The sequence below is a fragment of the Burkholderia stagnalis genome (assembly GCF_902830275.1).
Lineage (GTDB): Bacteria > Pseudomonadota > Gammaproteobacteria > Burkholderiales > Burkholderiaceae > Burkholderia > Burkholderia stagnalis.
The window spans coordinates 49,082-72,900 of record NZ_CADESW010000020.1 but is presented as its reverse complement, the minus strand read 5'-3'; the positions used below and the strand labels follow the sequence as shown (position 1 = coordinate 72,900).

The following is a 23,819-nucleotide window of genomic DNA, read 5'->3' as shown; positions in this document are numbered from 1 at the left end:
GCCCGGGTGTCTTCGCCCGCCCGCATGCGCCAGCATGCGCGGCGGGCTTTTTCATGGGCGGGCGCAGTACGGTTTCGGCAACGACGACATGCCACACCGCCCCTACAATGTCGCGGGCGGCACCCAGCACGGGGCCGCCGCCATGAGCCTGATCCAAAAACGAACAACGAATCCCCTTTCCGAGGACCTCATGCCGAACCCGTTGCAACGCACGCTGTTCGCCCTGGCGGCGGGCGCACTCGCCGTCTCCGCCGCCCACGCCAAACCTCTCTGCACCCTCGTCGCCGATGCCGCCACCGGCCAGGTCCTCGTCGAGCAAGGCGACTGCGCCACCCGCGTGACGTCCGCGTCGACGTTCAAGGTGGCAATCAGCCTGATGGGCTACGACGCGGGGTTCCTGAAGGACGAGCACACGCCGACGCTCGACTATCGCGACGGCTATCCCGACTGGGGCGGCGCCGCGTGGCGCGAGCCGACCGACCCGGCCCGCTGGATGCGGCTCTCGATCTTCTGGTATTCGCAGCAGGTCGCGCAGGCGCTCGGCCAGGCGCGCTTCCAGCAGTACACGACCGCGTTCGGCTACGGCAACGCCGACGTCACGAGCCAGCCGGGCGAACTGAACGGCGTGACGGGCGCGTGGGCCAACGGGTCGCTGCGGATCTCGCCGCGCGAACAGGTCGCGTTCATGCGCCGGATCGTCAACCGGACGCTGCCGGTCAGCGCGCATGCGTACGACATGACGGCGCGCCTCACGCGCATCGACGCGCAGCCGGGCGGCTGGACCGTGCACGGCAAGACGGGCACCGGCTCGCCCGGCGTGCAATACGACGCGGCGCACGCGTACGGCTGGTTCGTCGGCTGGGCGACGAAGGGGCCGCGCACGCTGGTGTTCGCGAACCTGATCCAGGACGAGACGCCGCTGCGCCCGAACGCCGGCATGCGCTCGCGCGACGCGTTCCTCGACGCGCTGCCCGCGCTCGCCGATGCCGCGCAGCCGCGATGAGCGCCGGCCCGCGCAATGTCAGCCTGCCGACCGCATCCGGATATTCGCGAACGGCGCGCCGTCGTCATCCTCCGCGCGCCGCGAGATCTCCTCGAAACCGAGCCGTTCATAGAACGCGCGGGCGGCGCGGTTGTCCGCGTACACCTCCAGTTCGAGCACGCCCTTGAGCGCCAGCGCATGCGCGACCAGCGCGCGGCCGATGCCGCGGCCCTGCATCGCCGGGGCCACGAACAGGCCGCCGATCGATCCGTCGAGCAGGCCGATGAAACCGGCCGGCTCGTCACCCAGGCAGGCGACCCAGGTTTCCGCGCCGGGCAGATAGACGTCCTCGACGAGCGCGCGCTGCCGTCGCAAGCGCGCCTCGCCGAGAAACGGATGCGCGAGCATCGACGCGTCGAACCAGATGGCCGACAGGGTGTGCAGGTCGGTATGCCGATAAGCGCGAATCAACATGTCCATGTTGTGATGCGGGGTGGGTGAGACGGTCGCCACGCTCAGCTCCAGTCCGACGCCGCCTCGTCCGGATCGACGAGCGTCAGCCCCGCCGCCGGCAGCGGCAGCGCCGTCTTGTAGCGCACCTGCTTCAGCGCGAAGCTCGAGCGGATGTTCGACACGCCCGGAATCGTCGTCAGCCGATCGATGATGAAGCGTTCGAGCGTGCGCATGTCGGGCATCACGACGCGCAGCAGGTAGTCGGCGTCGCCCGACATCAAATAGCACTCCATCACCTCGGGCCGCTGCGAGATCGCTTCCTCGAAACGCTGCAGCGCGTCCTCGACCTGCTTCTCGAGGCTCACCTGGATGAACACGTTGATGCGCAAGCCGAGCGGCTCGGGGTCGAGCAGCGTCACCTGCTGCCGGAACAGCCCGAGTTTCTCCAGCGCGCGCACGCGGTTGAAGCACGGCGTGGCCGACAGCTTCACCGCGCGCGCGAGCTCCGCGTTCGTGATCCGCGCGTTCTGCTGAAGCTGGTTCAGGATGCCGATGTCGATGCGGTCGAGCCGCCGGGGATTCGAGCTCATGGTGAAAATTTTCCGGAATCGTGGATACAACCGGAATATTTACACTATCCCGGCGCAAATTCCCAATGAATTCAGACGCATATTTTGCGGACTGGCGCGTAGCATCACTCCGTGGATGCGCGCCCCTCCCGCGGCGCGCCGGAGACCAGCGATGACGGATTTATCGAGCGGTATCGACGCAACGAAGCGCGCCGGCAGCCTGCACGCCGACGCCGACCCCGAGGAAACCGGCGAGTGGCTCGACGCGCTCGATGCGGTCGTCGCGCACGTCGGCCGGGAGCGCGCGCAATACCTGCTCGACCGGCTCGCCGAGCACGCGCGGGCCAACGGGCTCGCGGCCGTGCGCACGCCCGTCACGCGCTACGTGAACACGATCCCGGTCGCCGAGCAGCCGCCCTATCCGGGCGACCTCGAACTCGAGGACCGGCTGTCCGCCGCGCTGCGCTGGAACGCGCTCGCGATGGTCGTGCGCGCGAACCGCGCATACGGCGAGCTCGGCGGCCATATCGCCAGCTATGCGTCGGCGTCCGACCTGTTCGAGGTCGGCTTCAACCATTTCTTCCGCGCGGCCGCGCCGGCGGGCGGAGCAGGCGCGGGCGGCGACCTCGTCTACTTCCAGCCGCATTCGTCGCCGGGCGTCTATGCGCGCGCGTATCTCGAAGGCTTCCTGAGCGAAGACCACCTGAAGCACTACCGCCGCGAAATCGCCGGGCCCGGCCTGTGCTCGTATCCGCACCCGTGGCTGATGCCGGATTTCTGGCAGTTCCCGACCGGCTCGATGGGCATCGGCCCGATCAACGCGATCTACCAGGCGCGCTTCATGCGCTACCTGCAGCATCGCGGCCTCGCGAACACGGCCGGCCGCACGGTGTGGGGCTTCTTCGGCGACGGCGAGATGGACGAGCCCGAATCGCTCGGCGCGCTGTCGCTCGCCGCGCGCGAGGGGCTCGACAACCTGGTGTTCGTGATCAACTGCAACCTGCAGCGGCTCGACGGCCCGGTGCGCGGCAACGGCCGCGTGATCGACGAGCTCGAGGCGCTGTTCGCGGGCGCCGGCTGGAACGTGATCAAGGTGCTGTGGGGCTCCGACTGGGATCCGCTGTTCGCGCGCGATCACGCCGGCGCACTGGCCCGCGCGTTCGCGGATACGGTGGACGGCCAGTTCCAGACCTTCTCCGCGAACGACGGCGCGTACAACCGCGCGCGCTTCTTCAGCCGGGATCCGGCGCTCGAAGCGCTGGCCGCGCAACTCACCGATGCCGAGATCGACCGCCTGCGCCGCGGCGGCCACGACGCGCGCAAGCTGCACGCCGCGTATGCGCGCGCGCTCGCGCACCGCGGCCAGCCGACGGTGATCCTCGCGAAAACGATGAAGGGCTACGGGATGGGCACGGCCGGCCAGGGTCGGATGACGACCCATCAGCAGAAGAAGCTCGACGTGGACGACCTGAAGGGGTTCCGCGACCGTTTCCGGCTGCCGCTGTCGGACGACGACGTCGAGCGGCTCACGTTTTACAAACCAGCGGAAGACAGCCCGGAGATGCGCTACCTGCATGCACGCCGGGCTGCCCTGGGAGGCTGTCTGCCCAGAAGGCGGAGAGCGGCGACGAAGGGGCTGACCGTCCCTTCGTTGCCGGCCTGGGGGGCGTTCGCGCTGGATGCGGCGGGCCGCGAGATGTCGACGACGATGGCGCTCGTGCGCATCCTCGCCGCGCTGCTGAAGGACAAGGCGATCGGCGAGCGGGTCGTGCCGATCGTCGCGGACGAGGCGCGCACGTTCGGCATGGCCAACCTGTTCCGGCAGGTCGGCATCTATTCGCCGCTCGGGCAGCGCTACGAGCCGGAAGACCTCGGCTCGATGCTGTACTACCGCGAGGACACGCGCGGCCAGATTCTCGAGGAAGGGATTTCGGAGGCCGGCGCGATCTCGTCGTGGATCGCCGCGGCGACGGCGTACAGCGTGCACGACCTGCCGATGCTGCCGTTCTACATCTACTACTCGATGTTCGGCTTCCAGCGCATCGGCGACCTGATCTGGGCCGCCGCCGACCAGCGTGCGCGCGGCTTTCTCGTCGGCGCGACGTCGGGCCGCACGACGCTCGGCGGCGAAGGGCTGCAGCACCAGGACGGCAGCAGCCATCTCGCCGCGTCGACGATCCCGAACTGCCGCGCGTACGATCCGGCGTTCGCGTACGAGGTCGCGACGATCGTCGACGCCGGCATGCGCGAGATGGTCGAGCAGCAGCGCGACGTGTTCTATTACGTGACGGTGACGAACGAGAACTATGCGCAGCCGTCAGCGCCCGCAGGCGATCCTCAGGCGTTGCGCGAAGGGATTCTGAAGGGCATCTATCCGCTGGCGCCGGACAGGCTGGCAAGCGCGCGCGTGCAGTTGCTCGGCGCGGGCGCGATTCTCGGCGAGGTGCTCGCCGCGCAGCGGATGCTGCAGGACGACTGGGGAATCGACGCGGCGGTGTGGAGCGTCACGAGCTTCTCCGAACTGCAGCGCGACGGGATGGACGCCGAACGGCAATCGCGGCTCGGCGACGCGGACGTCATGCCCTATGTGACGGAGGCACTCGCCGCGTCGCGCGGCCCGGTGATCGCCGCGACCGACTACGTGCGCGCGGTGCCCGAGCTGATCCGCGCGTACGTGCCGCGCCGCTACGTGACGCTCGGCACCGATGGCTTCGGGCGCAGCGACACGCGGCAGGCGCTGCGGTCGTTCTTCGAGGTGGATCGCGCGAGCATCGTGATCGCCGCGCTGAAGGCGCTTGCGGACGAGCGCGAGATCGACGCCGGCATCGTGCGCGCCGCGCGCGAACGCTACCTGCAGGCCGCGCCGCCGGGCGACGCGCCCTGGCAGCGTTGAGCATCGCGCTGCCGCGTTACAGCGGCAGCGCATGCGTCGACAGGATCTCCTTCAGCACCATGAAACTGCGCACCTGCCGCACGCCCGGCAGGTACAGCAGCTGCTCCGCGTGCAGCCGGTTGAAGCTCTCGCTGTCGCGCGTGCGCACCAGCATGAAGTAGTCGAACTCGCCGGTCACCACATGGCATTCGACGCACCCTGACACCTTCTGCGCGGCCTTCTCGAACGCGGCGAACGCCTCCGGCGTCGACCGGTCGAGCACGAAGCCGATCACGACCAGCATCCCCGCGCCGAGCGCCTTCGGCTCCAGCAGCGCGACGATCCCCCGAATCAGCCCCATCTCCTTGAGCCGCTCGACGCGCCGCAGGCACGCGGGCGCGCTCAGCTTCACCTTCGCGGCGAGCGCGACGTTCGAGATCGACGCATCCTGCTGCAATTGCCGGAGGATGGCGCGATCGATGCGATCGAGCACCGGCGCGGCATCCGGCGCGGCCGCTGATGGCTTGCCTAATTTCATTGCGTCTATCTCCCTCATGACGAACTACAGTTGTCTTGCAGTCGATGATTTGGTCATAAACGTAGGCCTTGCAGATTTATTTCGCAAGCTCATTTCGTGCGTGCTTGCCTATCATTTTTTCATCGCGTCACGCATGCGGCGCCCTTTACGGAGACAGTCGATGAACCTGCAACGCTTCCCCCGCTATCCGCTGACCTTCGGCCCGACGCCGATCCAGCCGCTCAAGCGCCTGAGCGAGCATCTCGGCGGCAAGGTCGAGCTGTACGCGAAGCGCGAGGACTGCAACAGCGGCCTCGCGTTCGGCGGCAACAAGACCCGCAAGCTCGAATACCTGATTCCCGACGCGCTCGCGCAGGGGGCCGACACGCTGGTGTCGATCGGCGGCATCCAGTCGAACCAGACGCGCCAGGTCGCGGCCGTCGCCGCGCATCTCGGCATGAAATGCGTGCTCGTGCAGGAGAACTGGGTCAACTACTACGACGCCGTGTACGACCGCGTCGGCAACATCGAGATGTCGCGCATCATGGGCGCCGACGTGCGGCTCGTGCCGGACGGCTTCGACATCGGCATCCGCCGCAGCTGGGAAGACGCGCTGGAAAGCGTGCGGCAGGCGGGCGGCAAGCCGTATCCGATTCCGGCCGGGTGTTCCGAACATCCGCTCGGCGGCCTCGGCTTCGTCGGCTTCGCCGAGGAAGTGCGCGCGCAGGAAGCCGAACTCGGCTTCAAGTTCGACTACGTCGTCGTGTGCTCGGTGACGGGCAGCACGCAGGCCGGCATGATCGTCGGCTTCGCGGCCGACGGGCGCGCCGATCGCGTGATCGGCATCGATGCATCCGCGAAACCCGAGCAAACCCGCGAGCAGATCACGCGAATCGCGCGGCATACGGCCGAACTCGTCGGGCTCGGGCGTGACATCGGCGCGCAGGACGTCGTGCTCGACACGCGCTACGGCGGCCCCGAGTATGGGCTGCCGAACGACGGCACGCTCGAGGCGATCCGGCTGTGCGCGCGGCTCGAAGGCGTGCTGACCGACCCCGTCTACGAAGGCAAGTCGATGCACGGAATGATCGACAAGGTGCGGCGCGGCGAATTCGAGCCCGGCTCGAAGGTGCTGTATGCGCATCTCGGCGGCGTGCCGGCGTTGAGCGCGTACAGCTTCATTTTCCGGGACGGCTGACGCGGTGCGCTGCGGCGCGCGCCAAGATGCGCGCCGCAGCGGCAATCACGCTTCGGGTTCCGATCCGCCAGCCGATACTGCCCGCCATACCACCCGCCCCGCCCCCGCCTCGTCGAAGATCGCCGCGGCCGTCACGCCGCCCCTCGCGCATCCCCCCGGTATTTGAAATGCCCGTTCGAACGAATTCGTACTCGTACCAACAGACGAGCATTTCATTTAATACACGTCCCATTTAAATCACGCGTCCGGTTATCGACAATCGATGCAAGTCGAATCGATTGCGGCGCGTCGCCTGTTTCCACGCCGGCATCGGACCAGATCTAAGCGTCACGACGCACGCAATCGACCGACGAAGCAGCGCCCCGCCTCGCGTCAACCCTTCCCGTGAAACGGAATTCGCGCCACGCCCGCTTTCATGCGGGCGCGGCAGGTTGCGCCTTGCGCGAGGCAGCGGACGCCACGTCCAACGAAACGGTAACGAAGGGTTATATGCACACGGCAAACGAACATGACCGGGCAGAGATGCGGTCGGCGGCAAAAGGGCGGGGCGCGCGCAAGTTGGATATCGCAGTGATCGCGCTCAGCGCGCTGGCGGCGGCGCCGGTTCTGCCCGAAGGCAACTCATTTCTCGCCCGCTCGGTGGCCATCGTCGCCTGCGCGACGGTTTTCGCGCTGGTCCTGTTTCCGGCATTCGGCCTCTATCGCGCGCCGCCCGAACGGTCGGCGCAACGGATCGCGATCCGCGCCTGTATCGCATGGGCGCTCGCCCAGTCAGGCGCGGCGCTCGCAATGTGCGCGCTCTACGGCCCGTCGTTCGTGCCGGCCGCGTGGTATCTGCTGTGGTCCGTCGCCAGCGGCGCCTCGCTGGCCGCGTCGCGGCTCGTCGCCCGTTCCGCGCTCGGCCGCGCGGCCGGCATCGACGAGCCGGCGCGCCAGTTCGCGCTGTTCGACGGCAAGCCGCATGACGAGCCGCGTGCACAACGGAACGAATGCCGCCATCGCGACGCCACCGTATGACAGCATCTGCTGCTGGCGCCGGGCATCCCGGGCCGAAGGGCGTGCCGCCTGCCGTGGCGCGCCCTACTCCGCCGAATCAGGCAGGACCCCTTCGTCCGCATAGCGGATCAGGTCTGCGTCCCGGACGATGCCAAGCTTCCTCATCGCGCTCGACTTCTGCGAACTGATGGTCTGCTTGCTGCGATGCAGCTGCGCGGCGATTTCGCCGACCGTAAAGCCGGCGCTGAACAGCCGGACGACCTCGATCTCGCGCGTCGTGAGCGCGCGCGCGACCTCGACATCCTGCAGCAACTGCTTGATGAAGGGCGACAGGTAATTCGCCCCGACGAATGCCGCGTGCACGGCGCCGATCAGGTGCGAGATCGCGTCCGACTTGCTCAGGATGCAGCTCACGCCCTGCTTGTGGATCGCGCGCAGCACGCTCGGATTGTCGATCATCGTGATCGTCACGATATGCAGCGCGGGATAGCGGCGCTGGAGAAACGACAGCAGCACGAGACCGTCGCCGTACTTGCCGCCCGGCATCACATAGTCGAGCACGAGCACGTCGCTCTGCTGCGCATCGAGCGCCGCAACCAGATCCGTCGAGTTCGAAACGGTGCCGACCAGCTTGATCGTGCCGTTGCCTTGCAGCGCCTGCGACATGCCGAGCGCGGATGCCGGATGATCATCCGCCACCATCACGCGCACAAAGAATTCGTCCATGTTCCTGTTTCCCCGAGACTTTCTGTCACGCGTCCGGTATCCGTCTGGACGGCGTACAGGTTCGCGCCATTGTGTCGACGGCCGGCCGCATTCGGCACACCGGACAAAACGCGGCTAATTTTAAGATAAATCCGGCTTCGCCCGATATCCGAGCCGCACCGGACATCGAGTCGCCTCACGGCAGAATGCGAAAACACGATGCGCGCCGAGTGCCCGGCACGGCAGCGCGTTATCGGCTGATCGGATCTCCGGACGGCTAGTGCGCATCGCCGGGCGCCCGATCCATCCATTTGCTGATCGCGCGCCTGTTCCGAGTCGGCGACATGAGCAGAAACTCGTTCATCATCGTCAGAAATTCCTTTCTGGATCTCTCCGACAACGTCGAGCAATCGAGCAGCAGTGCAACTATCGTCCCCGGGTGGCGCACGGCCTTTTTCTCCTTCGTTGATTTGAAACTTGCCGCGCGGCTTGCGGCGGCGGCACCCTGCCCTTGTTGTCTCGTACATATGTATCGGCGTCCCGCGTCGACGGCGTCGTCATCCGCGACACACAACGTACGGCCAGCGTGCGCCCATGATCGATCGAACCGGCCGTGCATCGTCGACGACGGGCGCCGGTGCGCTGCCGGCCTCTCGCCAGATCGATTGCGCATTCGCGACGCCATTGCGGAACGAGGTCTCGCTCACCTGGATTTCGTTGAGCGTCTGTTCCAGGCCGTTCAGGCAATTTCGCCGCTCGCCCTTGACATATCCCGGGACGATCGAAACCGTCCCGAGACCGCAGGCGATCAGGGCCAGGACGACGACGACGATGCCGCCCCCCGAGCATCGAAATGCTCCGGTCGCGGCGGAAGGATTGATGCAGGCTCTGCGGCATGACGGACGGCAAGGATTGCGCACGGCGGAAACGTTGCCGCTTCGGCTCGCGGGGCCGCTGCGGAAATCACCGATGGTGGAAATCAATTTCCGACGATGCCAAACGCCCGGGCGCGCGTCCACTTCGTATGAACTATTTCGTACAGGTCAAATTTGTTCGAAATGATATTTAGAACTTGGACGAATTCCGGGGCGAAAAATTGCCGGGACAGGACGCGTTTCGGTCGGCGACTCGGTCGCTCGGCGGAGGGAACTGGGGAAACGGAACGCGCATCCGGACGCCCACGTGGAAGCGAAACGGCGTGTCAGGCGCCGGCATGCGCGGGGCCGCGACGCATACCGGCAAGCGACGAGCGGCTCCATTCTGCGCCTGCGGATCGAGCGTCGTGCACCGGAATCCCGCGCGGTTCGATTACTCGAAATAGAACGATACGGTGCCGCCGAGCGCGAGATCGCCGAGACAGGCCGTCCCCTGCGCACCCGGATCGTTCGACGGCTGAACGAAGCCCGCGCAGGTCGTCCGAGTCGCCGCGGACGGGTGCGCGAAGGTGGGCGCCTGCGTCCGGTCTTTGACATGGACCCACGCCATGTCGCTGCCGAACGTCAATCAGGCGTCGGCCGGCGGTCGCGCCCGCCGGCCCGGGAGGCTTCAGTTGACCTGCAACTGGCCGCCGCGGCCAAGGCCGCCCTTGACGTCCTGCGCCTTGTAGTTGCGCAGCGCGACGACCATCTTGTTGTACGCGTCGATGAACGCGACCACGGTCGCCTTGCCTTCCGGCGTCGTCGAAAAGCCGGCCAGGCCGCCGCCCACGCCGCCACCGAAGCCGGCCAGCGCCGCACCGTAGTTGGTCGCCGTCGAGCTGCCTTCCGACGCGGCGATCTGCACGGCCGAGCGCACGTCGAACAGCGTCAGCGTGACGACCGACGCCTTCGTCTGCAGGTGGCCCGCCACCGCCGCGATCGCGCTGTTGCCGATCAGGCCGCCGACCATGCTGCCGATGCCGCCGATCGGCGAATCGTTGATGACGATCTGCGGTTCCATGTAGTAGTCGGCCGCGACGCGCTGGCCCTTCTGCTGCTTCGAGCCTGCACGGTATTCGCCGGAATTGCGCTGCATCTGCGTGATGCGCGTCAGGCGCGCGTCGGACTTCTGGTTGCCGATCGACGTGATCACGAAGCAGTTCGACTGCTGCACCGCGAGGCGCAGCAGCGGATCGATGGTGGTGATCTTGGTCGCGCTGCCGAACGGGCCCCACCAGTCGGCGTTACGGCCGTCGTCGACCGCGATCGTGCCGAGCGGCGACGGGCAACGCTGCAGCGTCGAATCCGCGCCCGCGCTCGCGCCGCCCGCGGCCGCGCCGGTCACGCCGGCGTTCTGGCCGCCCGGCGAAACGATGCCGCCGCATGCGGCAACGGAAGCGGCCAGTGCCGCGGTCAGTGCACATTGTGTGAGACGGTTGGTGAGGATGGTCTTCATGTCGTTATCGATATATTTGAGTCGATGTCCGGCTTATGCGTCCGTGCGAACCTCGATAAGCCCCCGGCAAGGCGCGCGATGGTGGTCTCCCCGCTGCCGCCCCGATGCTTGTGGCACCGGTCAATAGCCGTAGTACCAGGTCGTCTGTTGCCAGACGCCGTAATACGGATAGCCCGAATACCAGTAGCCGTAATAGACGTCACGCCAGTCACGCCATTGCGTGCGCCATTTGTAGTCTTCTTCGTCGGCCTTTTTGTCCGCTCGCGCCTGCTCGAGCAGTTTTTTCGACTCCTTGTCGCCGCGCGCTACCGCGATCGACAGCCACTTCTCCGCCTCGCGCGCATCCGAGCCCATCTCCTCCAGCCCGAACAGATAGAACGCGCCCAGCGCCTTCTGCGCGCGCAGGTCGCCGCGCTCGGCAGCCTCGCGCATCCACTTGAGCGCCTGGTAGCTGTCCTGGCGCACGCCGTCGCCGCGGAAATAGCGCAGCCCGAGATCGTAGGCGGCCTTCGGCTGGGCCTTCGCGGTCTGCTTCAGCGCGGCGATGCGCGGGTCTTCCCGGTCCCCGTCATCGTCCTTTTTTTGGTAGGAGACCTGATCTTTCGGCCGATCAGAGCAACCTGTTTCGTCGCAGATGCGCACCACGTTGCTGGCTGACGGGTTCTGCGCACAAGCGGCCAGCAGCATCGACAGCAGCCCCGATGCGAGTAGACGGCGATACATTTTTACGGTCCTCAAGTTTTATTGGCGCCGCAATTCGAGCTATCGCGCCCCCGTGAGCGCTAAACCTGGTCGGCGCGGCGCCGCGGACAGACAGCAAAGTCCGACGGCGCCGACGCGCGGCCCAAGGCTCTCTCAGGTTCCCACTTTTTAATCGTTTGTCATCTTTTGTCGCCGCGCTTAAACATGACGCGACAAACAATAGTGACGTGGTGAGCAATAATAATGGAGAAAAATGGCATGTCAAGCCGATTCTTCTATTTAAAGTTTGCATAGCGCGTCAACTTTGCTATGCTTCCACGCGAAAACCACTGGAGACCTCATCGAGATGCCCACCAGCGAGCAGGCCAATGCCGATCTCATCACCGCCACCAAGGTGCGCGACCTCCTGACCCGAAACGGCGTGCCGCCGCGCAGCCACAACACGACGATCGCGAATGTGCTCGGCCTCAGTTTCTCCGTCGTCACCCGCAAGATGAAAGGCCTGATTCCGTGGAACCTGTCTCAGCTCCACGACATTGCGACGCACTTCGGCGTGCCGCCCGCGATCCTGCTCGACGACAAGGGCGCGCACGCCGGCGCGGCCGCGCCCGAGATGCTCGACGCGACGCTCGTGATCGAATCGCGGCGCTTCCGCTGCCGCGCCGCGATCGCGACGAAGGCCAGCAGCCATGGCGAAACGGATTTCGTCGCGATGCAGTCGCAGGGCGAATGGCTCGTCATGGAGCGCCAGCACGCGCGCGAGGGACGCACCTATCCGGTCGACCTGATCGAGCTGCGCTCCACCCCGCAGAACGCGTACGCGGCGCGCATCGCCGTGGTGGACGATTCGCCGGACGTGGCCGAGACGGTATGCGAATACTTCATCGAAAAAGGCGTGAACGCGATCCCGTACTACGATGGCGAATCGTTCCGCAAGGCGCTGGCGGTCGAGGATTTCGACGGCTACATCCTCGACTGGATGCTCGGCGACCAGACCTCCGCGGATCTCGTGCGCAGCATCCGTTCGAGCGAAAATGGCGATGCGCCGATCTTCCTGCTGACGGGCAAGATCTCCACCGGTGAGGCAAGCGAGGACGAAATCGCACGCGTGATGTCGCAGTTCAATGCGCGCTGCGAGGAAAAGCCGGTGCGGCTGCCGATCCTGTTCGCCGAGGTGGCGCGCGAGCTGAAGATTGCCCAACCGTTCAACGCGCACACGGGTTGAACGCCCGACACGCGACACCAAACGAGAAAACATCATGCGAATTCCGACGATCTGGTTGAGAAGCCTGCTGCTGGCCTGCCTGCTGGGCGCCGCCGCATCCTGGGCCGCGCCGTTCAAGTTCACCGTCGACGGCAACATCGGCAAGACGAACCAGCCCGGCAAGACCACCTACGTGTTCTCCGAGCGCGAACTGATGGCGCTGCCCCAGCACTCGATCACGACCTCGACGAGCTGGACGCCGAAGGCGACCTTCACCGGCCCGCGGCTCTCCGACGTGCTGAAGGCCGTCGGCGCGAAGGGCACGCAGATCGAGTTTCACTGTATCGACGATTACACGTTCTCGATTCCGGTGTCCGATGCGGACAAGTACGGCGTGATCCTCGCGCGCACGATGAACGGCAAGGTGCTCGACAACGACAAGTACGGCCCGCTGTGGATCATGTATCCGCGCGACCAGTACGCGGACGAGCTGAAGACGCCGCTCGGCGAAGCGAAGTTCGCATGGCAGATCATTGGCCTGACCGTGAAATGACGGCGAGGCGGTGGAGAAAACGGAAAGTCATCGTCGTCCTCGGCTCCCTGTGGATCCTGGGCTTCACCGCATGGGCCTTCCTGCTGTATGACCTGCTCGCCACGTCGGTCAACGAGGGCGTGCTCGAAGGGCCGCGCGAAGGGGTGTTCTGGACGGCCTCGCAGTTCCGCAACGCGTACAGCCGGCTCGACCGGCAGCTGATCCTCTACGCGACGCACGAGGACGACGACTTCGATCGCGTCGAGATGCAGCTCAACGCGCTGTCGGCCTCGTTCGGCTTCCTGCAGCGGCCGTCCGAGGTGTCGGAGTACTGGCTGCGCATCCCGAAGGCGCGCGACGACATCGCGGTGCTTGCCGATTTCATGACCCTGCTGAAACGCGACGTGCCGCCGCTGCGCCACGCGCGCGGCGACGCGCCGCGCGTGCTGGCGGAGATCGCCGCGTACTGGCAGCGGGTCAACGATCTCGCGAACTACTTCCGCGCGCTCGAGATGGCGCAGCGCGATTTCACGTTCCACCAGCTGAGGGAGAAGCAGCAGGCGATCCTGATCCTCGGCGGCATACTCGGCGTGATGCTGTGCGCGCTGTTCATGCTGCTGTTCTACACGGTGCGCACGCGGGACGATCTGCTCGAACGACAGCATGCGGCGCTCGAGGCCGAGAAGAAGGCGTCGGACCGCGCGTTCGAGATGGTCGAGGCGAAGAACGCGTTCCTCGGCATGGTCAGCCACGAGCTGCGCACGCCGCTGCAGGCGATCTGCGGATCGATCGAGATCCTGCTCGCGCGGCCGCAGTCGGAGCCGAACCTGAAGACGATCCGGCGGCTGCAGAATTCCGCATCGTCGCTCGAAGCGCTGGTGCGGGAGCTCACCGACTACATCAAGCTGCGCGCCACCACGCGCCGCGCGAACCCGGAAGTCGTCAGCCTCGCGCCGCTGCTCGCCGACGTGCTCGAACCGCTGCGCGAGAAGATCGCCGGCAAGCGGATCGCGGTGTCGCAGCGCGTCGAGCCGCCCGGCCTCGCGATCCGCTCGGATCGCAAGCTGCTGCAGCAGGTGCTGTCGAACCTGGTCGAGAACTCGGTCAAGTACACGAACGGCGGCTCGATCGCCGTGGCCGCGACCCTGGTCGACACGGCCGACGGCCCGCAGCTCGAGATCGCCGTGCGCGACACCGGCGCGGGCATCGCGAAGCCGCATCTGCGGAAGATCTTCGAGCCGTTCTACCGCGCGAACGACGCGGCGGGCCTGCACGTGGACGGCATCGGCATGGGCCTCGCCGTGGTGCGCGAGATCGTGACGACGCTGCGCGGGCACGTCGACGTGCGCAGCGTGGTCGGGGAAGGCAGCGAATTCGTCGTGACGCTGCCGGTCGACGTGCCGGACACCGGCGAGCCGTCGGGCGACGCGCCCGCGTGGCCGCACGCCGAGACGCTGCGCGACCGGCGCGCGCTGGTGGTCGACGACAACGACAATGCGCGCGAGACGCTCGGCTCGATGCTGGCCGCGCTGGGGATCTCCGCGGATTTGTGCGGCACCGGCCGCGAAGGCATCGCGCGGTTCGCCGAGCGCCGCTACGACATCGTGCTGCTCGACCTCGAGCTGCCCGACCTGAGCGGGCTGGATGTCGCGAAGCGGCTGCGCGCGGCGTCGCCGGGGAACGGGCTCCGGCGCACGGCGATCCTTGGCGTCAGCGCATACGAATCGGCCGCGCTCGACGCGAACCGCACGGGGTTCGACGCGTTCCTGCCGAAGCCCGTGCATTTGCGCGAGCTCGGCGCGCTCATGGAGCGGCTGCTCGGGTAGCGGGCGCGAACGACGTCGCAAGAATCGGAGCGCCGGCCGGCCTGGGGCGGATCAGCATGAAGCCCGATCCGTCATTCGAAGGACACCGCCATGAGCGCCCCGCATCGCGTCAGCGAACCGAACATCCTCTATTTCGGCACGCCCGTCGTGCCGATCAGCACCGTCAATTTCGCGCCGATATCGTCCGCGTTCTGGCTCGGCTGGCGCTGTGTGCTCGGCCTCGCGGCCAGCTCCCAGACCACGCTGAACTTGATCCGCAATGTGTGCGGCGGCGGCGCTGGCGGGCTGCGGCTCGCGATGGCAGCCGGCTCTATCGGCTCATCCGGCTCGCCGCGCCCGATCGGATAAGATACAGGCCGCCCTGCCTCTTATCGAACCGACGGAGTGTTTTCAGTGATTCAACCGACCGCAGTATTCAAGGACAACCTCGCGCAACTGCCGGCCATCGACGGCATCGCACGCATCGATCTCGTCGGTGCAAACGGCGACGTGGCCGCCAGCATCGAGAACCAACCGGGCAAGCAGGGCTCGCTCGCGGTGTACAACTATCTGAAGCAGGCGTTCGGCACGCTCGATGCGAAGGCCGCCGAGCATGGGCTCGCCGTGTTCGCCGAACATACGGCCGACGCACGCAACCGTCCGGGCGCACATCCGAACGTCGATCGGCTGCTCGCGATCGTCGCCGGTGGCGAAGCGCTGCGGATCGACGTCGTCGCGAAGGGCTGAGCGACTGGCGGGACAGCGGTGCCGCACAAGAAAGTGCGGCACGCTCATCTTTTTCAGTGGGCGCGAAGGCATGCCGAATCATCGTCCGGCACGCCCCGCGTGCAATCCGCCCTGTTGCGCTTAGGGCGAATCAACTTGCGCATCTCCGCTCGCCAGACGCCTGAGCGCGAGCGTGACCGCTGCTTCGATCGAAGACCAGATCCGATTGAGCGCATCGAGGCCGTCGTCGCGCAAAGTCGACTCGGCGCGCGCGCATGCGTCCCGTGCATCGACATCCCGGACCAGCGCGAAGCCGCCTCGCATCGAATGAAGCTCGACCCGGACGATGTCCGTATCGCCGCTCGTCAGCGCTGCCTCGATTGCCGCGAGCGAGTGCCGCGTCGATGCGAGTAGTGTCTGGCGAATCTCGTCGGTTATCTCCAATTCGCGCTCCGGGCTTCCCTGCGATGCGGACGCAACGATGTCATGCCCCGCATGCCGACGCAATACTGCATTGAGTGCGCCGATCGACAGCGGCTTCAGCACGACCTCCACGGCGCCCGCCTTCTCGCAGCGCCGGCGATCTTCGTCGGTCGCATGGGCGGTCATCGCGATCACGGGCACCCGCGCGCCCTGTTCGCGAAGAAAATTCGCGAGCGCGAAGCCGTCGAGTTCCGGCATCCCGAGATCGGTCAACACGATATCGTACGGCTGCTCGAAGTATGCCCGCATCGCCTCGATGCCGTTGGCGACGATCGTCGCATCGTAGCCGAGCGCGTCAAGCTGGTCGCGCAGCAGCGCGCGGCTCGCAGGATGATCCTCGGCGACCAGCACGCGGATCGGCTCGCCGCCAACGCGTCGCTCCCCGCCGGTTTCATCCGCCGTCGGGCCATCGTCGATACCGACACCGTACGCCGGGCCCAGGCACGCGTCGAGATCCGACAGCTCGGCGCGCCAGCCGCGCGGTGCATCCGGCAACGGTAGCGTGACAACGAAATTCGAGCCTTCGCCGAAACGACTGTCGACGGACAATTCGCCGTCCATCAGCCCGACGATACGTTTGCACAGCGGCAAGCCGAGCCCGGTGCCCCCGAAACGTCGATATGTCGACGCATCGGCCTGAATGTAAACGTCAAACAGCGTCGACATGCTCTCCTCGGGAATGCCGACGCCCGTGTCGCTGACGACAAGCTCGACACGCCGAGTACCGGCCTCGATCGGCGAGAGCCGCGCGTCCACCGTCACGGTGCCGTGCTCCGTGAATTTGATCGCATTGCTGACAAGATTCGTGACGACCTGCCTGAGTCGCACCGGGTCCCCAACGTAGCCATCGGCCAACTCCGGAGAAAGACGGCATATGAGCGCCAGATGTTTCGCATCGGCAAGCGGCCGGAAGATCGCGGCGACGTCGCGCAACAACGCGCGCAGGTCGAAGGCGATATGTTCCAGCACCATCTGGTTCGATTCGGCCTTCGACAGGTCGAGCACGTCGTTGATCACGCGCAGCAACGCGTCCGACGACGACATGATCGTCCCGAGCCGGCGCCGCAACGGCGCGGATATCTCGGCGCGTTCCATCAGTTCAAGGTTGCCGACGATCGCGTTGAGCGGCGTGCGGATCTCGTGGCTCATCGTCGCAAGAAACGTCGACTTCGCCTTGTTTGCATACTCGGCGGCCTCGCGTGCCTCGCGCAGTTTTCCTTCCATCTGCTTTCGGGCGGTGATATCGACCAGCGTGCAAAGCAGTACGTCGACGCCACGATATCGCGTTCGCACGATGTTCACGGCAAGATAGACCGCCTCTTGACCGGCCAGGTCGACAGCCAGCTCCCGCATCATGAAGCGCCGTGCATCAGGCGCCCGCATTCCCTCCTGATACGCGTGCCAGATTCGTTTGCCGAGCGGCAAACCCGAACCTGTGTTTTCGTACGGAAGAACAGCATCGTTGCGTACCATCGTCTCGCCGTCTGCCAACGACAGCAAGATGATTCCGGCAGGAGCCGCACGAATCAACTTACGGTTGAGTGCCTCGCTTTCGATCAATCGAATCGCCCGGCGGTTCGCGGGACGCAATGCCCCCAGGTCGAAGCGAACGAGCCCGATCCAGAGAATCGAAATCGCAAACAACGCAATTCCGGCCGTCAGGCTGACGGTCTTGAATACGGCCGCCGCAACGCTCTGCCAAGAAAACGTCGCGATCATCATGAGATCGGAGCCGGGCAAGTAGTCCCCAATGACGAAACGGGTGCCGACGCGGCGTGCGGTCACCTGGTCGCCATACGGGACGCGCGCGTAGTCGATCGCCTTGGCTATCATTTCTCGGCTCGGCGCAGTACCGGCCAGCACGTTGGCTCGTGCATCGACCAGTGCATATTTTTCGTCGACGGATGGCGATGCCAGAATGTCGCCGACACGCGCACGACAGTTTATGACCGCCCAGGCAAACTGGCGCCCCTTGTCGTCGTACATGCGCTGCGCAAAGCTCAGCACGCGGTGCCCCAACAGCGGATCGACGCGGCTCTCGACCACGAGAGCCTTCCTGTCGGCGGTGTCTTGAGATCCGGCATGGAGATTCACGTTCGACGGTGTGACTTGTTGCATCAGCGACTTGAGCGAGAATCCCTCAGGCAGGGCGAGCGCAGGCGCCGCGAGATCGGTACCGAGTACGCCGAGGAATTCGTCGTTCGTCGCGATCACATAACCGGATAGACCTTTGTCGGTCGGAGTCTGAGTTGCAGCGACCTTGAAATGCGGCAAAAACATCGAAAGATAATGCGCATACTGACTCGCGGGATGCTCCGGCGTGATATTGACCATCTCGACGAACCAGGGCTGGCCTTGCCGGTATGCAATGACCCGCCCCCTGCCGTCGGTGAACTTTCGCAATATCTCGTTCGAGACTGGCTCCGCAGCAATCCAGCGCCCCTGCGAAGCATTGATCATTTGGCCGAACAACAATCGAGTCGACATCAACTCGGCGTGCAGTTGAGCCTCTCGCTTCAGAAACTCCCCGCGCACCTGCGTGAAGTAACCCAGCACTTCGAGTCGCGCGACGAGCACCGTGCACGCCAGGATGAACACCGTGATTGCCACGCCGCTGCCATACAACAGGATTTGCTGTTGACGCCGGACGCGGTCCGGTTCGAATGGCTTTCGACCCGCGGCCGCAATTCGCGCGCCGTGTCGTTTCAGTTTTTCTTGCATGCGCTTCATTTGTGGCAATCGTCACGTACTGCAAGCCGACCATTCGCGCGGGATCCTGTTTCATCCGCCATGGCCCGATACGCGATAGGTGAGCGAGTCAGTGGTGTCGCGCGAGCTTCATGCGATCGCGCAGGATCCGCGCCCGTAATTCCTTCGTATGCGACGGGCTCGACGCGGGCGAATCCGCGAATATTACCGCATCGACATAGCGGATCAGGGCGACCTCACGCGTGATTCCGCGCTTCTTCATGGCGCTCGTCTTGTGCGAATTGATGGTCTGCTTGCTACGATGAAGCTGTGCAGCGATCGCGCCCACTGTATTCCCGGCACCGAAAAGGCGGATCACTTCGATCAATGGAATGTGGCAGGCGACGAATGCCAATGTTTGCCGCTTGCGCGCGCGTTCTATCGCTAGCTCACGATTCGCACGCTCGAGGAGACGGCAAGCGACTCCGCCATAAGCGACGATGCCGCCCGATACCCCTGCGCCAAACTGCTTGTAACCCGTCCCGGCCGACGCACCGGTGCAGCAGACGTTTGCGTCGTACTTCAGCAGCGCGGCCGATACCCCTTCGTCCCAATCGCGCGGATTGACATATTCTCGGGCGTTGCGGATCATCGACGCCTGACGCACGCTGACATCGAGTCATTGCTCGCCGCTGTCAAACTGCGCCGTTGCGTCCCCCCCATTCTGACCTCCCTTTACACCGCTCCCGCGCAAGGGCCCGCCATGATCGATCTCTCCACGCTCGCGCTTTTCTCCGGCGCATGTCTCGCGCTGACCGCCACGCCCGGCCCCGACATGCTGCTGATCGCGTCCCGCAGCGTGAGCCAGGGCCGGCGTGCCGGATTCGCGACGCTCGCGGGCATCCAGGCCGGCACCTACTGTCATGCGCTCGCCGCCGCGCTCGGGTTGTCTCAGCTTTTTCTCGTGGTGCCGATCGCGTACGACGTCGTGCGTTTCGCTGGCGCCGCCTATCTGCTGTATCTCGCGTGGAAGACGTTCCGCGCGGATCCGACGGCGCTGTCGCCGGTCGCGTCGCAGCGCCGCCACTCCACCGCGGCGATCTTCCGCCAGGGCCTGACGTCCAACCTGCTCAACCCGAAGATGGCGCTGTTCGTACTCGCGCTGTTCCCGCAGTTCATCCGGCCGGAGCACGGCTCGATCGCCGTGCAGATCCTCGTGCTCGCGACAGTGCTCAACCTGATCGGCCTCGTGGTCAACGGCGCGGTGATCGTGTCCGCAAGCCGGCTGAGCCGGCGGATCGGCGCGCGCCGCCGCCCGTCGAAGCTGCCGCAATACCTGCTCGGCACCGTGTTCGTCGGGCTCGCCGCACGGCTCGCGGCGGCGGGGCGGACCTGAGCGCCGACCTGCGCGCGATGCCGCGCCATCGTCACCGATTCGCGCCCAGCGACACGCGCAGCACCTCCATCAACCGCGTATAGCGGTCGCGCACTTCGGCGCGGTCGACGACGTTCACTGTCGCGAACCGCGCATGCCACGCGGGGTTCCACACATAGGTTGCGTGCCGCGTGCGATCGCCGTCCGCCGTTTCGATCAGCGAACGGATTCGCGCATCCTGCCCGGCACCCGTGTGCATCTCGAACAGCGCGTGGATATACGCGTGATACGCGTCGTACACGTGATCGTCGAACAGGTAGCGGTAGATGTGGAACGTGCGGTCGAGTTCGCGCTTCGCGCGAATCACGTCGTCGGGCGAGATGTCCTTCCAGTAGCCGATCCACGTGTAGAAGCACAGCAGCGCGTTGAGCTGCGGCGCCACCGCGTCGTAGAGCGCGAGGCGCTTCTCGATCAGCTTCTGGTTGGTCCACTGCACGAGTTCGAGCCGTTTCAGCCGGCGCGCGACGAACCAGCCAAGGCCGGCCACCGACAACGGTGTCAGCACGCCCAGCACCAGCTTGACGATTTCCAGCGAATTCCACGGATTGTTGAATGGCTGCATGAGTCGCCCGACAAGAAGAAACGCATCCGTGCCGGCGCAGGACCTAGCGCGCAGCGCCGTCTGGCCGATCACGTCGATATTGACCGTTAGTTGCCTGTGCATCGAACGTCGCACGGCCCCCCATGCGGGACGTGCGAAGCGGCGTATTACCGCGATAGTTTATCGGTCGATTGTCACCCGCCCGTGACCGTTCGTCGATGCACCGCCGCACGCCCGCGCCGCGCTACGTCGGCAGCGCCGACGTCAGCTTGATCTTCTGCATCGGGATGTCGGTCTTCACGCTCTGCACGCCGGGGATGCGCGTCAGGTATTCCATCTGGAAGCGCCGGTATTCGTCGATGTCGGCCGCGACGATGCGCAGCAGGAAATCGCAATCGCCGGCCATCAGGTGACACTCGACCACTTCCGGCATCTGCTGGACGGCGTCGGCGAAGCGGTTCACGGTGTCGGCGTCCTGCCCTTTCAGCCACACGCGCGCGAAGATCGTCAGCGCCTTGCCGACCTTCGCCGGGTTCAGCACCGCCACGTACTTCTCGATCACGCCCGCCTCCTCGAGCAGCCGCACGCGCCGCAGGCACGGCGACGGCGACAGCCCGACCTCGTGGGCAAGTTCGACGTTCTGCATGCGGCCGTCGCGCTGGAGCGCACTGAGGATCCGGCGGTCGATGGCGTCAAGCTTCATTGGCATCCAATTCCAAAAAATCCGCGCAGCGCGCGTTCGATGCCAAATTCTCCAAAATAAGTGGCCACAACGCAACCCGATTCGAGTCAAAAAAGCAGACAATTCCTCCCCCCGAAGGAGGAGTAATGAGCAGTAGCGTTTCAACGTCGTCCGGGCTGCGCGAGCGGCCCGCTTTTGTCATCGAGATGGGCCGCGGGTTGCGTGCGGCGCTGCCCGTCATGCTGGGTTTCATTCCGTTCGCGCTGGTGCTGGGCGCGCAGGCCGCGCAGAAGGGGCTGAGCCTGCTCGAAGTGCCGATGCTGACCGGCCTGAATTTCGGCGGCGGCTCCGAGTTCGCGGCGATCCGCCTGTGGGCGTCGCCGCCGCACATCGCGCTGATCGTCGCGATGTCGTTCCTGGTGAATTCCCGCCACATCCTGATGGGCGCCGCGTTCGCGCCGTACATCCGGCGCCTGCCGCGCCGGCGCGCGTTCGCCGCGCTGTTCTTCATGTGCGACGAGAGCTGGGCGATGTCGCTCGCCGACGCGCGGCGGCGATCGGCCGACCACATCAGCGTCGCGTACTACGCGGGCATCGCCGCCGGCCTCTACCTGACCTGGATCTCGATGACCACGCTCGGCGCCGCGCTCGGGCCGACCATCGGCGACGTCGAGCGCTACGGCTTCGACATGGCGTTCACGGCCGTCTTCCTGGTGCTGCTGAAGGGCATGTGGAAAGGCGTGCGCGCGAGCCGGCCGTGGTTCGTGAGCCTCGTGGTCGCGGCAGCCACGCATCTGGCCGTGCCCGGCGCATGGTACGTGGCCGCCGGCGCCTGCGCGGGGCTCGCCGCCGCGTTGCTGTGGGAGCCGCGCGATGCCTGATTTCCACACCGTCGCCACCATCGTGCTGATGGCGGCGACCACCTACCTGTCGCGCATCCTCGGCTACGTCGCGCTGCGCAACCGCACGCTCAGCCCGCGCATGACGGCCGTGATGGAGAACGTGCCCGGCTGCGTGCTGATCTCGGTGATCGCGCCGGCGTTCGTGTCGGATCGCCCGGCCGACCTGCTCGCGCTGGCGATCACGCTGCTGGCCGCCACCCGCCTGTCGATCCTGCCGACGGTGACGATCGGCGTCGTCGCGGCCGGCGTGCTGCGGCATCTGCTCGGATAAGCCGATCCGCCCCGCCGCAACGCGCCGGTCGCGCCGGCGTGTACGCGGCACATCAACCGGCGAACGGGCGCGCAATGCGCCCGTTTTTTCATCCGGACGTCGGCGCGACACGACAGCCCGCGCATCGGGATGCTAGCCTTGCGGCTGTACGTCACGATGCCTTTCGCCTGTCACGGCCCATCTCCTCGAGGATCGCTCCGATGCAAGAAGCCCGCCCGCTGTTCGACCGCGTCCTGCTCACCAACGACGACGGAATCGACGCCCCCGGCCTTGACGCGCTCGAACAGGTTGCCACGCAGTTGGCGCGCGAAGTGTGGATCGTCGCGCCGGCGGAAGACCAGAGCGGCACGTCGCATTCGCTGAGCCTGCACGAACCGCTGCGCGTGCATCGCAAGGGCGAACGCCGCTTCGCCGTGCGCGGCACGCCCGGCGACTGCGTCGCGATCGCGGTCAGCCACCTGATGAAGGACGCGCGGCCCGACGTCGTGCTGTCCGGCGTGAATCGCGGCGCGAACCTCGGCACCGAAACGGTGTTTTCCGGCACGGTCGGCGCCGCGATGACGAGCATGCTGGTCGGCGTGCCGGCCATCGCGCTGAGCCAGGCGTTCACCGATCGCAACGCGGTGCCGTGGAACACGGCGCTCGCGCACGCGCCGGACGTCATTCGGCGGCTGGTCGCCGCCGGCTGGGACAGCGACGCGTGCCTCAACGTGAACTTCCCCGCCCGCCCCGCAGAGGACGTGCGCGGGTTGAAGGTGACGAACCAGGGCGCCGGCACGCTGCAGGGCGTCGAGATCGTGTCGGATCGCGACCCGCGCGACATCGAATATCACTGGCTGAAGCTCGCGCGCGCACCGCGCGACGACGATGCGGATTCGGAAACGGTCGCACTCCGCGAAGGGTATATCGCCGTGACGCCGCTGAAGTTCGAGCGCACGCATGACGGCGCGCTCGCGCGGCTGCGGTCGAGCCTCGGCTGAGCGCGCATTCCGGTAGGCGGCCTCGGCCGGTGCAGGCGCGATGCGGATGCGTGGCTGGCCGGCGGCGTCTCCGTGTCTCCGTGTCTCCGCGTCTCCGCGTCTCCGCGTCTCCGCGTCTCCGCGTCTCCGCGTCTCCGCGTCTCCGCGTCTCCGTGCCTCCGCGTCTCCGTGCCTCCGCGTCTCCGTGCCTCCGTGCATCCGCG

At 66.2% G+C, this 23,819-nt stretch carries 23 protein-coding genes and 2 pseudogenes; 13 read left to right on the top strand and 12 right to left on the bottom strand.

Annotated elements, in window-relative coordinates; genetic code table 11:
• The first annotated feature begins 190 nt into the window (after window positions 1-190).
• Window positions 191-1,003 (top strand): OXA-1043 family class D beta-lactamase, encoded by an 813-nt coding sequence (gene blaOXA, locus HWY45_RS28065; protein ID WP_059883580.1) that lies wholly within the window; start codon window positions 191-193, stop codon window positions 1,001-1,003.
• A gap of 18 nt (window positions 1,004-1,021) precedes the next feature.
• On the opposite strand, the gene HWY45_RS28060 is transcribed toward blaOXA, so the two are convergent.
• Both HWY45_RS28060 and HWY45_RS28055 read right to left on the bottom strand, forming a co-directional pair.
• Entirely contained in the window at window positions 1,022-1,495 is a 474-nt protein-coding gene (locus HWY45_RS28060; RefSeq protein ID WP_230943204.1) for a GNAT family N-acetyltransferase, read from the bottom strand.
• Between the two features lie 2 nt (window positions 1,496-1,497).
• Window positions 1,498-2,025, bottom strand: coding sequence for an Lrp/AsnC family transcriptional regulator (locus HWY45_RS28055; RefSeq protein ID WP_059883584.1), 528 nt, complete (start codon window positions 2,023-2,025; stop codon window positions 1,498-1,500).
• A 151-nt stretch (window positions 2,026-2,176) separates the two neighbouring features.
• Between HWY45_RS28055 and mdeB the strand changes: the two genes are divergently transcribed.
• Complete coding sequence (gene mdeB / locus HWY45_RS28050; protein WP_059883586.1) at window positions 2,177-4,897, top strand: alpha-ketoglutarate dehydrogenase; 2,721 nt, start codon at window positions 2,177-2,179, stop codon at window positions 4,895-4,897.
• 16 nt (window positions 4,898-4,913) lie between these two features.
• Here mdeB and HWY45_RS28045 read toward each other — a convergent pair whose 3' ends face one another.
• Window positions 4,914-5,414: an Lrp/AsnC family transcriptional regulator gene (locus HWY45_RS28045; protein ID WP_059883588.1), complete on the bottom strand. Its 501-nt coding sequence runs from the start codon at window positions 5,412-5,414 to the stop codon at window positions 4,914-4,916.
• Between the two features lie 160 nt (window positions 5,415-5,574).
• Here HWY45_RS28045 and HWY45_RS28040 point away from each other — a divergent pair, with 160 nt between their 5' ends.
• Complete coding sequence (locus HWY45_RS28040) at window positions 5,575-6,591, top strand: 1-aminocyclopropane-1-carboxylate deaminase (protein ID WP_059883591.1); 1,017 nt, start codon at window positions 5,575-5,577, stop codon at window positions 6,589-6,591.
• A 489-nt stretch (window positions 6,592-7,080) separates the two neighbouring features.
• Complete coding sequence (locus HWY45_RS28035) at window positions 7,081-7,608, top strand: Rossmann-fold NAD(P)-binding domain-containing protein (protein WP_230946865.1); 528 nt, start codon at window positions 7,081-7,083, stop codon at window positions 7,606-7,608.
• A 63-nt stretch (window positions 7,609-7,671) separates the two neighbouring features.
• Here HWY45_RS28035 and HWY45_RS28030 read toward each other — a convergent pair whose 3' ends face one another.
• The 5 genes and pseudogenes from HWY45_RS28030 to HWY45_RS28010 all read right to left on the bottom strand — a co-directional run bounded on the left by HWY45_RS28030 (window position 7,672) and on the right by HWY45_RS28010 (window position 11,388).
• Window positions 7,672-8,313 carry a response regulator gene (locus HWY45_RS28030; RefSeq protein ID WP_059564212.1) on the bottom strand — a complete coding sequence of 214 codons (642 nt, stop codon included), beginning with the start codon at window positions 8,311-8,313 and terminating at the stop codon, window positions 7,672-7,674.
• Between the two features lie 599 nt (window positions 8,314-8,912).
• Window positions 8,913-9,189, bottom strand: a pseudogene (locus HWY45_RS28025) (hypothetical protein); the annotation flags it as partial.
• Between the two features lie 411 nt (window positions 9,190-9,600).
• The gene (locus tag HWY45_RS28020; RefSeq protein ID WP_175038312.1) at window positions 9,601-9,777 is read right to left on the bottom strand and encodes a hypothetical protein; all 177 of its coding nucleotides are present in this window, start codon (window positions 9,775-9,777) and stop codon (window positions 9,601-9,603) included.
• 60 nt (window positions 9,778-9,837) lie between these two features.
• Complete coding sequence (locus tag HWY45_RS28015) at window positions 9,838-10,665, bottom strand: hypothetical protein (RefSeq protein WP_059564215.1); 828 nt, start codon at window positions 10,663-10,665, stop codon at window positions 9,838-9,840.
• A gap of 120 nt (window positions 10,666-10,785) precedes the next feature.
• Complete coding sequence (locus tag HWY45_RS28010) at window positions 10,786-11,388, bottom strand: tetratricopeptide repeat protein (RefSeq protein ID WP_059810648.1); 603 nt, start codon at window positions 11,386-11,388, stop codon at window positions 10,786-10,788.
• A 325-nt stretch (window positions 11,389-11,713) separates the two neighbouring features.
• Here HWY45_RS28010 and HWY45_RS28005 point away from each other — a divergent pair, with 325 nt between their 5' ends.
• The 5 genes and pseudogenes from HWY45_RS28005 (at window position 11,714) to HWY45_RS27985 (ending at window position 15,655) form a co-directional block, all read left to right on the top strand.
• Window positions 11,714-12,592, top strand: coding sequence for a response regulator (locus tag HWY45_RS28005; protein WP_059883594.1), 879 nt, complete (start codon window positions 11,714-11,716; stop codon window positions 12,590-12,592).
• Window positions 12,593-12,626: 34 nt separating this feature from the next.
• On the top strand, window positions 12,627-13,124 hold the full coding sequence (locus HWY45_RS28000; protein ID WP_059883597.1) for a putative pterin-binding protein: 498 nt from the start codon (window positions 12,627-12,629) through the stop codon (window positions 13,122-13,124).
• The gene (atsR, locus tag HWY45_RS27995) at window positions 13,121-14,929 is read left to right on the top strand and encodes a hybrid sensor histidine kinase/response regulator AtsR (protein ID WP_059810646.1); all 1,809 of its coding nucleotides are present in this window, start codon (window positions 13,121-13,123) and stop codon (window positions 14,927-14,929) included. The genes HWY45_RS28000 and atsR overlap by 4 nt, the downstream gene beginning before the upstream one ends.
• Window positions 14,930-15,019: 90 nt before the next feature.
• Window positions 15,020-15,187, top strand: a pseudogene (locus HWY45_RS27990) (flavin reductase family protein); the annotation flags it as partial.
• Between the two features lie 135 nt (window positions 15,188-15,322).
• Window positions 15,323-15,655 carry a DUF2322 family protein gene (locus tag HWY45_RS27985; protein WP_059564221.1) on the top strand — a complete coding sequence of 111 codons (333 nt, stop codon included), beginning with the start codon at window positions 15,323-15,325 and terminating at the stop codon, window positions 15,653-15,655.
• A 120-nt stretch (window positions 15,656-15,775) separates the two neighbouring features.
• On the opposite strand, the gene HWY45_RS27980 is transcribed toward HWY45_RS27985, so the two are convergent.
• Window positions 15,776-18,838: a hybrid sensor histidine kinase/response regulator gene (locus HWY45_RS27980; RefSeq protein ID WP_059883642.1), complete on the bottom strand. Its 3,063-nt coding sequence runs from the start codon at window positions 18,836-18,838 to the stop codon at window positions 15,776-15,778.
• A gap of 97 nt (window positions 18,839-18,935) precedes the next feature.
• Entirely contained in the window at window positions 18,936-19,472 is a 537-nt protein-coding gene (locus HWY45_RS36640; protein WP_230946871.1) for a LuxR C-terminal-related transcriptional regulator, read from the bottom strand.
• A 96-nt stretch (window positions 19,473-19,568) separates the two neighbouring features.
• Here HWY45_RS36640 and HWY45_RS27970 point away from each other — a divergent pair, with 96 nt between their 5' ends.
• Window positions 19,569-20,201 carry a LysE family translocator gene (locus tag HWY45_RS27970; RefSeq protein ID WP_059883601.1) on the top strand — a complete coding sequence of 211 codons (633 nt, stop codon included), beginning with the start codon at window positions 19,569-19,571 and terminating at the stop codon, window positions 20,199-20,201.
• A 31-nt stretch (window positions 20,202-20,232) separates the two neighbouring features.
• On the opposite strand, the gene HWY45_RS27965 is transcribed toward HWY45_RS27970, so the two are convergent.
• On the bottom strand, window positions 20,233-20,802 hold the full coding sequence (locus tag HWY45_RS27965) for a hypothetical protein (RefSeq protein WP_059810643.1): 570 nt from the start codon (window positions 20,800-20,802) through the stop codon (window positions 20,233-20,235).
• A 223-nt stretch (window positions 20,803-21,025) separates the two neighbouring features.
• Window positions 21,026-21,484 (bottom strand): Lrp/AsnC family transcriptional regulator, encoded by a 459-nt coding sequence (locus tag HWY45_RS27960; protein WP_059810642.1) that lies wholly within the window; start codon window positions 21,482-21,484, stop codon window positions 21,026-21,028.
• Between the two features lie 125 nt (window positions 21,485-21,609).
• On the opposite strand from HWY45_RS27960, the gene HWY45_RS27955 reads away from it, so the two are divergent.
• The 3 genes from HWY45_RS27955 to surE all read left to right on the top strand — a co-directional run bounded on the left by HWY45_RS27955 (window position 21,610) and on the right by surE (window position 23,616).
• Window positions 21,610-22,344 carry an AzlC family ABC transporter permease gene (locus HWY45_RS27955; RefSeq protein WP_059883602.1) on the top strand — a complete coding sequence of 245 codons (735 nt, stop codon included), beginning with the start codon at window positions 21,610-21,612 and terminating at the stop codon, window positions 22,342-22,344.
• Window positions 22,337-22,636 (top strand): AzlD family protein, encoded by a 300-nt coding sequence (locus HWY45_RS27950; protein WP_059564227.1) that lies wholly within the window; start codon window positions 22,337-22,339, stop codon window positions 22,634-22,636. Before HWY45_RS27955 ends, HWY45_RS27950 begins: the two co-directional genes overlap by 8 nt.
• Before the next feature lie 200 nt (window positions 22,637-22,836).
• Window positions 22,837-23,616 carry a 5'/3'-nucleotidase SurE gene (gene surE / locus HWY45_RS27945; RefSeq protein ID WP_059883603.1) on the top strand — a complete coding sequence of 260 codons (780 nt, stop codon included), beginning with the start codon at window positions 22,837-22,839 and terminating at the stop codon, window positions 23,614-23,616.
• Window positions 23,617-23,819: the final 203 nt, after the last annotated feature.

Bases quoted from the DNA above. Each gene is read 5' to 3' on its own strand.
- blaOXA (WP_059883580.1), top strand. From the start codon at position 191: ATGCCGAACCCGTTGCAACGCACGCTGTTCGCCCTGGCGGCGGGCGCA.
- HWY45_RS28055 (WP_059883584.1), bottom strand. From the start codon at position 2,025: ATGAGCTCGAATCCCCGGCGGCTCGACCGCATCGACATCGGCATCCTG.
- mdeB (WP_059883586.1), top strand. From the start codon at position 2,177: ATGACGGATTTATCGAGCGGTATCGACGCAACGAAGCGCGCCGGCAGC.
- HWY45_RS28045 (WP_059883588.1), bottom strand. From the start codon at position 5,414: ATGAAATTAGGCAAGCCATCAGCGGCCGCGCCGGATGCCGCGCCGGTG.
- HWY45_RS28040 (WP_059883591.1), top strand. From the start codon at position 5,575: ATGAACCTGCAACGCTTCCCCCGCTATCCGCTGACCTTCGGCCCGACG.
- HWY45_RS28035 (WP_230946865.1), top strand. From the start codon at position 7,081: ATGCACACGGCAAACGAACATGACCGGGCAGAGATGCGGTCGGCGGCA.
- HWY45_RS28030 (WP_059564212.1), bottom strand. From the start codon at position 8,313: ATGGACGAATTCTTTGTGCGCGTGATGGTGGCGGATGATCATCCGGCA.
- HWY45_RS28020 (WP_175038312.1), bottom strand. From the start codon at position 9,777: ATGGCGTGGGTCCATGTCAAAGACCGGACGCAGGCGCCCACCTTCGCG.
- HWY45_RS28015 (WP_059564215.1), bottom strand. From the start codon at position 10,665: ATGAAGACCATCCTCACCAACCGTCTCACACAATGTGCACTGACCGCG.
- HWY45_RS28010 (WP_059810648.1), bottom strand. From the start codon at position 11,388: ATGTATCGCCGTCTACTCGCATCGGGGCTGCTGTCGATGCTGCTGGCC.
- HWY45_RS28005 (WP_059883594.1), top strand. From the start codon at position 11,714: ATGCCCACCAGCGAGCAGGCCAATGCCGATCTCATCACCGCCACCAAG.
- HWY45_RS28000 (WP_059883597.1), top strand. From the start codon at position 12,627: ATGCGAATTCCGACGATCTGGTTGAGAAGCCTGCTGCTGGCCTGCCTG.
- atsR (WP_059810646.1), top strand. From the start codon at position 13,121: ATGACGGCGAGGCGGTGGAGAAAACGGAAAGTCATCGTCGTCCTCGGC.
- HWY45_RS27980 (WP_059883642.1), bottom strand. From the start codon at position 18,838: ATGCAAGAAAAACTGAAACGACACGGCGCGCGAATTGCGGCCGCGGGT.
- HWY45_RS27970 (WP_059883601.1), top strand. From the start codon at position 19,569: ATGATCGATCTCTCCACGCTCGCGCTTTTCTCCGGCGCATGTCTCGCG.
- HWY45_RS27965 (WP_059810643.1), bottom strand. From the start codon at position 20,802: ATGCAGCCATTCAACAATCCGTGGAATTCGCTGGAAATCGTCAAGCTG.
- HWY45_RS27960 (WP_059810642.1), bottom strand. From the start codon at position 21,484: ATGAAGCTTGACGCCATCGACCGCCGGATCCTCAGTGCGCTCCAGCGC.
- HWY45_RS27955 (WP_059883602.1), top strand. From the start codon at position 21,610: ATGAGCAGTAGCGTTTCAACGTCGTCCGGGCTGCGCGAGCGGCCCGCT.
- HWY45_RS27950 (WP_059564227.1), top strand. From the start codon at position 22,337: ATGCCTGATTTCCACACCGTCGCCACCATCGTGCTGATGGCGGCGACC.
- surE (WP_059883603.1), top strand. From the start codon at position 22,837: ATGCAAGAAGCCCGCCCGCTGTTCGACCGCGTCCTGCTCACCAACGAC.